Here is a 9,295-nt window from a genome sequence, read left to right as displayed (position 1 = left end):
GACCACCGAGATCTACACTCTTTCCCTACACGACGCTCTTCCGATCTAAAATTCATCATCCTCTTTACCGATAATTGCCTGCGCCTCTTTTCCAAAAAATTCCCGAACCTGCTTATTGACATATACATAGCGATAGTGTGCATCTTTGATGTAAATGTACGCGTCAACACTCTCTAATATTGTATTGAGCTTTTGTTCGCTTTGTTCAACTTCATGGGTTCTTAGACGTATTTTTTCTTCCATTACGGCATTGTTTTCCCGTACCAAAGCAACCATTTGCCGAAAAGCCTGAGAGAGTTCGGCGATCTCCCCTTTTCCAACTATCGGAGGATCGATACGGTACTCGTCTTTTTCGGTACTGACGATCACTGCTTTCAAACGATTCAGCGGATTAAGAAAGAGCTGATTCAGAACAAATCCGATCGCAAGAAAAAAAGCGCTTAACAGTGCAATCAAAATCGGAACGCTATAAAGACTATTGACCAACGAAAGTTCCTGAGAATCGATCAATGTCAGGCTAAACCAATTCAACTCATGTAAATAGGCGATCCCCAGTAACTGTTTTTTCCCTTCGAAATCAATCCAAAGAGTTCTGATTTGATCCGCATTAGCAAGTGTTCCGATTTCATTCATTACGTTTTGTATTGCTTTTACATCTTCTTCACGGTGGAGTAAAACACCGAGGGTACGGTGTTCTCCCTTTTTCTTAGCGATACTGGCATAATCGATCAGATTGGTGTCACGTTCAAGTTGTATGGCCATTTCACGGTTGATAAAAAGATTGCGTACGCCATCTTGTTCTATTCCCACCGATTCTTTTAAAAACTGCCCCAGATCAAGTCCGGTTCCGACGATGCCGAGAGTTTGGTTCCCATCTCGCAATAAAAAATTGATCCATACTTTGGTGGTTCCCATTATCGTATCTTTATTCACATTGATTTGATACGGTTCATTGACCATGAGCGCTTTAAAAAACCATTGATCATTTTTATCGGATGGAGAGAGGGTATATCCCAGCTGTTTGCCGGTATATTGGTTAGAATAATCGTTAAAATAGTAGTGTCGAGACTTTGCGAACGCGGCAAAATAGCTCCGATCCGCAAACTTCAGCCGATAATATTCTAAAGCGTCGATCCCTTTTTGTACACTCACCGGATCGTTTTCATTACGTGCCATTTGGAGGATTTCAGGGTCTTCCGCCATTTTTTTGGCCAATGCAACTTCACGCATAATCGGAAGCAAAGTACGGTTTTTATCAAAAATCACTTGCTTTTTGACAAACCGTTCACCCCATTTTTCATTGATTCTCTCTTGCAATCTATCCGCATAGATCCAGACTGCGGATACAAACAGCAGGAGAACAAGTGACATAAAAATAAAAAACTGTGCTTTTAATTTCACCCGATTGTTGCCTTGTTTTCTTTTATTGTAGCGTATAAACTATAAGGATTGAAATTCAGAAGAAAAAGTTCCCTCTCCCAATTCGAGAGAAGGAAAAAAGAAACTAGAGATCGCCTTCGATCACTTTTTTGAAGGTATTGTAGTAGATGTTTTGCATCTCAGGAAGTCTCATCGTCACATCGTTGATAGTAAACGTATCGCCGCCGACCGTCCCGATTTTTTGACAGGCCAGTGAGCCGACCATCGCTTCGAAAGCTCCACAGTTTTCCGGTGCCACTTCGATGATTGCACGTGACATGCTCTCTGCAAAAATATCACGCTCGTCTTCAACCGCAATGGAAATATTCGCCCCTTTGTCACTGACACACGCCATTTTTGCCAGTGCGATTGCCGCACCGCCGCTACTGCAATCTTTTGCCGCGGCTAAAAGCCCTTTTTTATTCGCTTCGATGACAAGGTTCCATAATGCACGCTCTTTCTCATAATCGATTGCCGGAATGGTTCCCGCTACGACATTATAAAGCTCTTTCATATAGAGTGATCCTCCAAATTCTGAACGACTTTCACCGACGAGGTACAGAACGTTGCCGTTTTTTTGGAATGCGGACATCAAAACTTTGTTCTGATCTTCATTAACTCCGACCATTGCGATAGAGGGTGTCGGGAATACCGACTTGCCGTTTGTTTCGTTATATAGAGATACGTTACCCCCGATAACCGGAGTATTCAATTCGGCACACGCTTCTTTAATCCCCAAGCATCCTTGACCGAACTGCCACATCACTTCCGGATTTTCAGGATTTCCGTAATTCAGACAGTCGGTGATCGCTTTAGGCGTCGCACCGCTCATCGCGACGTTACGGCCGCTTTCGATAACGGCTGCCGCAGCTCCCGCTTTCGGATCGATATAGCAGTAACGGACATTGCAGTCGGCACTCATTGCCAAGGCTACGCCGTTTTCTTTAATACGGATAACCGAAGCATCAAGTTCGCCTCCCTTTTTGACCGTATTGGTTTGTACCATCGAGTCATATTGCTGATAAATCCAACTCTTATCGACCACTTCCATCGATGAAATCAGTTTTTCAAACGCTTTTTGATTGTCTACCACTTCAAAATCGCTAAGAGAGACTTTTGCGACTTCGTCCAAATAGGCCGGACGGCTCATAGGACGATCCAATACCGGAGCCTCTTCGCTCACCGGATCGACCGGAACCTCGGCACATTTCTCACCGTGCCAGAACAGCTCCATTTTCCCGGTTGCCGTTACTTCACCGATGACCGCGCAGTCAAGATCCCATTTCTCGAAAATATCGATGATCGCCTGTTCTGAGCCTTTTTTCGCACAAATAAGCATACGCTCTTGTGACTCGGAGAGCATGAACTCATACGGCATCATCCCCTCTTCGCGCGCAGGCACTTTGTCCAGATGCATGATCATCCCGCTTCCGGCACGCCCTGCCATCTCGAACGAACTCGATGTCAGACCCGCAGCACCCATATCCTGAATACCCACGACATAATCGGTTTTGAAAAGTTCCAAACACGCTTCAAGAAGCAATTTTTCGGTAAACGGATCGCCCACTTGTACTGTCGGACGAAGTCCTTTAGATGCTTCGGTAAAGCTGTCGGAACTCATGACTGCACCGCCCAGACCGTCACGTCCCGTTTTAGATCCGACATAGATAACCGGATTTCCGATCCCTTCCGCTTTTCCGTAGAAAATTTCATCGCTTTTCGCTAACCCAAGGGTAAATGCATTTACCAAGATATTGCCGTTATAGCATTCATCGAAGCTTGTTTCACCGCCGATCGTCGGAACCCCCATACAGTTACCGTATCCGCCGATACCCGATACGACACCGCGTACCAAATAGCGCTGATGCGCGCTGATATCATCTTGGTTCAACACGTTTCCGAAACGAAGCGCATTGAGGTTGGCGATAGGGCGGGCACCCATGGTGAAAACGTCACGCATGATCCCCCCTACTCCCGTTGCCGCACCTTGATACGGCTCGATGAAACTCGGATGGTTATGGCTCTCCATTTTGAAAACCGCCGCATATCCGCCGCCGATATCGATAACGCCCGCATTTTCACCCGGTCCCTGAATGACCCACGGTGCGCTGACCGGAAAACCGCTCAAATGTTTTTTGGACGATTTGTAACTGCAGTGTTCACTCCACATCGCCGAAAAAATCCCGATCTCGACGAGGTTTGGCTCGCGTCCGAGGATCTTTTTGATATGCTCATAATCTCCTAGCGAGAGTTTATGTTGTTTGAGGACTTTTTCGATGTCCGGAAGGGGAGTGCTCACGGCAAATTCCTTGTAATGATGATAATAGTAACGCGATTATACCAAAGGCTAATCAAAGCCCCCCTTAATTTGCTGTCCATTTACAAAATCGCTCTAAATTTAGTATTCAAGATCATCAATTGGAGGTTTAAGTATGACTCTGTCTAAACGTCTTGTAATTGCTTTGGGAAGTATCCCTGTTTTACTCGGTGCAGCGGCAGCCGTACCTCAGCATAAACCCGAAATGCCGGCTACCGAACCGATGGGATCGTTTTGGGATATGCAGGAGATGGAAAACTTTTTTAACCGCCCTTTTCCGCATATGAACTCAATGTACGGTGCTTCATCTATGAAAGAAAACGAGAAAGCCTATCTCATCGACATCGATTTGCCGGGGATGGATAAAAAAGATATCTCCATCGAAACATCCGGAAACCGATTGATGGTATCGGGAGAACGTAAAGAAGAGAGCGAAACTAAAAAAGAGTCCAAACGCTCTATTTCCCAATTTCGCCAAAGCTACCTGTTGCCCGAAGATGCCGATTTCGACGCGATAACGGCCACTTCGCTTAACGGTGTTCTTAAAATCACGGTTCTTAAAAACCCGAATAAAAAAGTCTCGAAAAAAATCGAGATCAAATAATAACGGATTAATGAAATCCGAAATCTTTTTCACTCCGATGATTTTTTTTCAACTCGAAAACTTCACGGTAGGTGATCGAAACGACCTCATAGCTCTTTCTTCCATTCGGAAGATTGACGCTAAACTCATCCCCCTCTTCTTTCCCAAGCATCGCACGCGCTAACGGTGAGTGAACCGATATCAATGCATTTTCAGGCTCGCTTTCCAACGTCCCGCAAATCGTATAGGAGAATTCATCGTCGTTTTGAATGTCGATGATACCGACCGTCGCACCAAAATGGATACGGGAATGATCCAACAAAGCGGGATCGATGATCTGCGCTTTTTCGATCATCGAGTTAAGATAAAAGAGCCTTTTATCGATGTGGCGAAGCTTCTCTTTTGCGGCATGATATTCGGCATTCTCGCTTCGATCACCCAGCTCCGCCGCACGCTGTTTTTCCTGATTGACACGGGGTTTTTCAATCTCTTTGAGGTACTTAAACTCCCGCAAGAGCTCATCATACCCTCGCGGTGTCATCGGTTCGTTCGTCATTTACGCCGCAAATCCGAGAATATAATAAGTCGGTTTTCCGTCTACTTTTTGCAATTCGACTTTGTATTTATGGGCAAAATGGTTAATTTTTTCCATCGCATCCGCCGCACTGGTCTCGCCGCTGGCATCGATTTTGATTTTGAAATAGTCGTTGCTATTGGAAAGGGCAATATACGATTCATCCGTTTTAAGCGCTTCGTGAAGATCCAAAATATGTTTGATAATTTTTTCATACCCTTTGGTATTGTTTTCGATACGGCTCAGTTGCAAACTTAACGCTTCGTTCGGAGCATATCCGAGTTGGTTGAGAACGGCTTCATGTGTCATTGAATGATATTTCCTTTATTAAAATGAGAAAAAATTCTACCATAGAAGTGTATATAGACTATAATATCCTCATGAAATCACTCCTAATTCGTCTTACCCACGGTCTGTATGACCAAGACATCGCTGCTGATGAACGTCCTCTGGTGGATCAATGGAGCGCAATGAAGCTCCTGACCCATACGGACGGGAAATACCAGTTCGCTTCCCAATACCGCGCCGGAATTATCTCATTGGCTTCCGATAACGGGGCCTATCTCCAGACAATTGGAGAGAGTGTCCGGGACCATTTCATCGAGATGGCAAACCTGATAGGAGCTAAAAACGGCGATCTCGTCATCGCACAACGCCTTTTGGGACGACGCGGCGGCCCTCAGGCAAAAGTCGTCGTCATCGCCGGACGGAGCGAAACCTTCAGTGTTGCGGTTGTCTCCTCCAAAAACGGACATATAGGTCTGTATGATATCCGTACCGATCATCCTGCCGGTTTTGCCCTTACCGACCTTCCTGAAAACGCCGAAGGATCGCTTTATCAGATCAATAACCAAAGCGGAACCATCGCCGCGTATCTCGGAAATCTAAGTGACCCGAAAGTGGATGAAAAAATCGTTCTTGCCCTCTACAATAAACACGATGCGTTTGAAGATGACGTACTGGCAATGGCACGCGAGTTTCCCAAAGAGGTCGATGCATCGCTCTATCCGCATCGCCGGGACCTGCGCCATCTGCCGTTTTGTACGATCGACCCTGTCACCGCAAAAGACTTCGATGATGCGATCTGCTATATTCCCGAAACCTCTACTCTGTATGTCGCCATAGCCGATGTCAGCGAATACGTCCACCCTTTCGGAGCGATCGATGCCGAAGCGATTTACCGCAGCTTTTCGATCTACCTTCCCCACCGTTCTATCCCGATGCTGCCGCGTGAACTGAGCGAGACGCTCTGTTCGCTTCAGCCTCTCGTCGATCGTCTCGCCTATACATTTGAGATGCATATCGACCCGGTCACCTTCGAGATGGATTCCCACACCCATTACGAGTCGATCATCCACTCTCACCGACGATTCACTTATGAACAGATCGATGCCTTTTTTGAGGGGAATCATCAAGCCGAGACGGAAAAAGAGGCACAGGTTTTGGCCTATATCCCCGCACTCAACGAACTCACCGAAAAACTTCGGGCAGAACGGATGAAAAAAGGGTACAACTTCCGCTCCAGTGAGCTGGAGATGCGGATCGACGAAGAACAAAACATCGTATCGACCGAATTCGCTATAGAGACCCCCTCACATGCCCTGATCGAAGATTGTATGCTCCTAGCCAATAAAGCGGCGGCATCTCTGTATGAGCGGGGAGTTTTCCGTATCCACGAATCCCCATCCCCGATGAAACTCCAGAGCCTCTATACCGAACTGGCTTCGATCGGTATCTTCGTCGAATCCCAAGGAACAATCAAAGAGACCATTACCGCTATTCAGGCCGAAGCCGAGAAACGAGGTCTTGTTAGCGAAGTCGATACCCTCATCATCCGTGCACAAATGCAAGCACGCTATGCACCGTACAATATGGGGCATTTCGGTCTCGGATTCGATCGCTATACCCACTTCACCTCTCCGATCCGCCGCTACAGCGATCTGATCGTCCACCGCCTTCTCAAAGCGATTGCCGCGGGCGATACCGAAGAAGGATCGTATGTTCTTCGTAATATCGAATCGCTCTGTACCTCGATCAGCGAAAAAGAGCGTGAAGCCAGTGACATCGAAATCCGCTTCCATGAGCGCAAATTCGCCCGCTGGGCCGCTACCGTTATCGGTCAGGAATTCAAGGCGCGTGTCATGAAAGCCGAAGAGGACGTTTTCGCCGAAATCCATGACGAAATCATGGGAGCAAAGGTCAGCGTTACCGCTCCGTTCGGCCTTATGCTGTTTGATGACATCATCGTCAAAATCGAAAGTGCCAATCTTGCTACCGCAAAAATTACCGCCTCGTTTGTACGGCGCATTGAAAAGGAAACGGATGAATAGACAGGATTTAGACCGTCACTTGCAGAACAACAGTACTCCGCATGCTATGGCTCTTTTTGGTGAAAGCCATTTTTTAATCGATCGCTATGCCCATAAACTGGCACAAATCGAGGGAGCATCGGTACTGAGCCTTTATCATGACGAGTACGATTTCAACACGGCAAAAGCCCATCTATCCCAAGGTTCACTCTTCGGCGATCAAAATCTCCTCATCATCAAAAATGAAAAAAAAGTGCCGAAAGCCGACCTCGACGCCCTGGTCGAACTCGTCGGTAAAAATAGCGACAACACCTTTATTTACTGCTATTACGGCGATGATGTCAAAGGGGCTGATTCCGCATTTAAAGGTTCGCACACCGGATCTGTCCGTTTTTTTCACCCTTATGCTAACGAAGCACGAGCCATTGTTCTCCAAGAAGCCCAATCCCTCGGTATTCAGCTTGATCCGCATGCCGCACTTCATCTTCTCGATATTCATAACGGTGACCTTGCCCTCGCATGCAATGAACTCTCCAAACTTGCAATTCTTGCAAAGCCGATCACGATTAAAGAGATCGACGAGCATGTATTTGGACTCAGCGAAATAAAGCTCGACCACTTCATCGCCCGTGTCATCGAGAAAAAAGAGTTCCTCCCCGCATTGCGCCATCTCCTCGAATCGGGAGAAAACGAAATCCAGTTGCTCACCGCCATCAGCGGATTTCTGACCCAGCTCTATCTTTTTAACAGTGCCATCAAAATCCACGGTGTCGCCGATTCGGCTCTCGTGTTGGGATATAAACTTCCCGGATTCATCGAAAAAGAGCGCGCCGCCCTCTCGATCAAAATCTCTCCTGAGGGGTATAAACGGGGGATCAATCTCCTCCTCGATACCGAATTGAAAATGAAATCGACCGGTTCTCCCGATCAGGAATCTTTGCTGCTTTCGGCACTTCTCAAACTCCAGAGTGTTCTATAGCCAAAACTTAAATTAAGCAGATTTTTAGTATAATCCGCGCGTTCCTTGCTCTTTGCAACACGATTGTCGTGCTGTATTAATACCATAAGGGGCGAACACCATAAGGAGACATACGCTATGAGACATTACGAAAACTTAGTAATCGTAAAACCGACTCTTACAGAAGAAGAGATTAAAAACACCATCACACTCGTTGAAGAGGTTATCACAGCCAACGGCGGTGAAATCGTTGCTCGCGATGCGATGGGAATGAAAAAATTGGCATACCCGATCGAGAAAAACGCTCGCGGTTATTTCTACGTTATGTATTACAAAATTGCACCTTCTGCAATTGCTGAAATCGAACGTCGTTTTCGTATCAATGAGGAAATTTTGCGTTTCGTAACTATGAAATACGATACAAAACGTGAAGTTGCAGCATGGAACGGTATGGTTGAAAAAACCAAAAAACCTGCTGCTGTTGCTGAGAAAAAAGAAGAAGCAGCGTCTTAAGCCCTTAAGGATAAACCTATGTATAACAAAGTCATTTTGGTTGGAAATCTCACCCGCGATATCGAACTTCGATATTCTCAAAACGGTTCGGCAATTGCCAAATCCGCGATTGCGACCAGTCGTAAATTTACGATGAACGGCGAGAAAAAAGAGGAGACATGTTTTGTCGACATCACTTTTTTCGGCCGTTCAGGTGAAGTTGCCAACCAATACCTTCGCAAAGGGTCTAAAATCCTTGTCGAAGGAAGACTGCAGTTTGAACAATGGGTAGATCAACAAAGCGGACAAAAACGCTCTAAACACTCCGTTATCGTCGAAACGATGCAAATGCTCGATTCACGCGGCGAAGGTTCTCAAGGCGGTTATTCAGATATGGGTGATTCTGGAAATTACGGCGGAGGCTATAACGAGCCGAAAGCCTACAATCCACCACCTTCATACTCAAAACCGTCACCGGCAAAAATGCCTGAAAACAATCTCCCTGAGATTGATATCAACGAAGACGAAATTCCGTTTTAACAAAAGTACAAGGATACAACCATGTCAGAAAAAAGAAAATACAAAAAACGTTATTGCAAATACTGCGAACAAAAAGTTGATTTCATTGACTACAAAGATGTAG

At 46.1% G+C, this 9,295-nt stretch carries 8 protein-coding genes and 1 pseudogene; 6 read left to right on the top strand and 3 right to left on the bottom strand.

The genetic code is table 11. The features are described 5' to 3' along the window. Positions 1–1,504 precede the first annotated feature (1,504 nt). The gene (gene purL, locus Q0389_RS10695) at positions 1,505–3,718 is read right to left on the bottom strand and encodes a phosphoribosylformylglycinamidine synthase subunit PurL (RefSeq protein ID WP_298694061.1); all 2,214 of its coding nucleotides are present in this window, start codon (positions 3,716–3,718) and stop codon (positions 1,505–1,507) included. A 133-nt stretch (positions 3,719–3,851) separates the two neighbouring features. On the opposite strand from purL, the gene Q0389_RS10690 reads away from it, so the two are divergent. After that, positions 3,852–4,340 (top strand): Hsp20/alpha crystallin family protein, encoded by a 489-nt coding sequence (locus Q0389_RS10690; RefSeq protein ID WP_298694059.1) that lies wholly within the window; start codon positions 3,852–3,854, stop codon positions 4,338–4,340. 7 nt (positions 4,341–4,347) lie between these two features. Here the strand turns inward: Q0389_RS10690 and greA are convergent, their stop codons facing one another. After that, positions 4,348–4,875: a transcription elongation factor GreA gene (greA, locus tag Q0389_RS10685; protein WP_298694058.1), complete on the bottom strand. Its 528-nt coding sequence runs from the start codon at positions 4,873–4,875 to the stop codon at positions 4,348–4,350. After that, positions 4,876–5,202 (bottom strand): hypothetical protein, encoded by a 327-nt coding sequence (locus Q0389_RS10680; RefSeq protein WP_298694057.1) that lies wholly within the window; start codon positions 5,200–5,202, stop codon positions 4,876–4,878. A 71-nt stretch (positions 5,203–5,273) separates the two neighbouring features. Between Q0389_RS10680 and Q0389_RS10675 the strand changes: the two genes are divergently transcribed. The 5 genes and pseudogenes from Q0389_RS10675 to Q0389_RS10655 form a co-directional block, all read left to right on the top strand. Further along, positions 5,274–7,223 carry a ribonuclease R family protein gene (locus Q0389_RS10675; protein WP_298694055.1) on the top strand — a complete coding sequence of 650 codons (1,950 nt, stop codon included), beginning with the start codon at positions 5,274–5,276 and terminating at the stop codon, positions 7,221–7,223. Then, positions 7,216–8,181 carry a DNA polymerase III subunit delta gene (holA, locus tag Q0389_RS10670; RefSeq protein ID WP_298694054.1) on the top strand — a complete coding sequence of 322 codons (966 nt, stop codon included), beginning with the start codon at positions 7,216–7,218 and terminating at the stop codon, positions 8,179–8,181. Before Q0389_RS10675 ends, holA begins: the two co-directional genes overlap by 8 nt. A 117-nt stretch (positions 8,182–8,298) precedes the next feature. Next, positions 8,299–8,673, top strand: a complete 375-nt coding sequence (gene rpsF, locus Q0389_RS10665; RefSeq protein ID WP_298694053.1) for a 30S ribosomal protein S6 — start codon at positions 8,299–8,301, stop codon at positions 8,671–8,673. Positions 8,674–8,691: 18 nt separating this feature from the next. Further along, the gene (locus tag Q0389_RS10660; RefSeq protein WP_298694052.1) at positions 8,692–9,192 is read left to right on the top strand and encodes a single-stranded DNA-binding protein; all 501 of its coding nucleotides are present in this window, start codon (positions 8,692–8,694) and stop codon (positions 9,190–9,192) included. Between the two features lie 21 nt (positions 9,193–9,213). Further along, positions 9,214–9,295, top strand: a pseudogene (locus tag Q0389_RS10655) (30S ribosomal protein S18); the annotation flags it as partial.

It is taken from the genome of uncultured Sulfuricurvum sp. (assembly GCF_937936435.1).
Lineage (GTDB): Bacteria > Campylobacterota > Campylobacteria > Campylobacterales > Sulfurimonadaceae > Sulfuricurvum.
This window is presented reverse-complemented; position numbering and strand designations above follow the sequence as displayed.